Annotated in this window: 1 protein-coding gene and 1 pseudogene; both read right to left on the reverse strand. The window is 71.9% G+C overall.

The features are described from left to right. The coding region (locus AB4Z35_RS30150; RefSeq protein WP_442101180.1) for a Zn-ribbon domain-containing OB-fold protein at positions 1 to 267 on the reverse strand (267 nt) is incomplete at its 3' end. After that, positions 264 to 549 (reverse strand): annotated as a pseudogene (locus tag AB4Z35_RS30155) (hypothetical protein); the annotation flags it as partial. The pseudogene AB4Z35_RS30155 and the gene AB4Z35_RS30150, both read right to left, overlap by 4 nt.

A 549-nucleotide genomic window follows, 5' to 3' on the forward strand; every position in this document is an offset into this window, starting at 1 on the left:
CACGTAGGGCGTCTGGCCGGCCCAGCCCGGCATGGCCAGGTGGCTGATCACATAGGAATACAGGCGCGCACGGCCGCTGGCGCGGACCCACGACAAGGTCTCGGCACCGCATTGGTGGCAGTGCGGGCGTGGATACAGCACGTGCGTGCCGCAGCTGTCGCAGACCTGGAGGCGCAGTTCGCCGGCCTGCGTGCCTTCCCAGAAGGGGCGCGTGCCGGGCACCGGCTGCGGCGTGAATTTCGCGACGGGGGATGGAGTCGGGGTCATGCCGGAACGCCCTCGCGGTGCGGGATCTCGCCCGAGATCAGCGCGTTGGGCGCGGCGCGGGCCACCAGATCGGGGATGTGCGCCGACAACTCCTCCGGCAGCCAGCGGCCCTCTTTCTCGATGCGAGGGCCGGCGTGCCAGCCCTCGGCCACCGTGATGGCGCCGCCGCGCACGCCGAACACGCGTCCGGTAATGGTGCTGGATTGCGTGCTGCCGAGCCAGACCACGAGCGGCGCGACGTTGCCGGCGTCGAGCGGATCGAAGCCGCCGCCGGCCTGCGTC

This window comes from Pseudomonas sp. KB_15 (genome assembly GCF_052114525.1).
Classification (GTDB): domain Bacteria; phylum Pseudomonadota; class Gammaproteobacteria; order Pseudomonadales; family Pseudomonadaceae; genus Aquipseudomonas.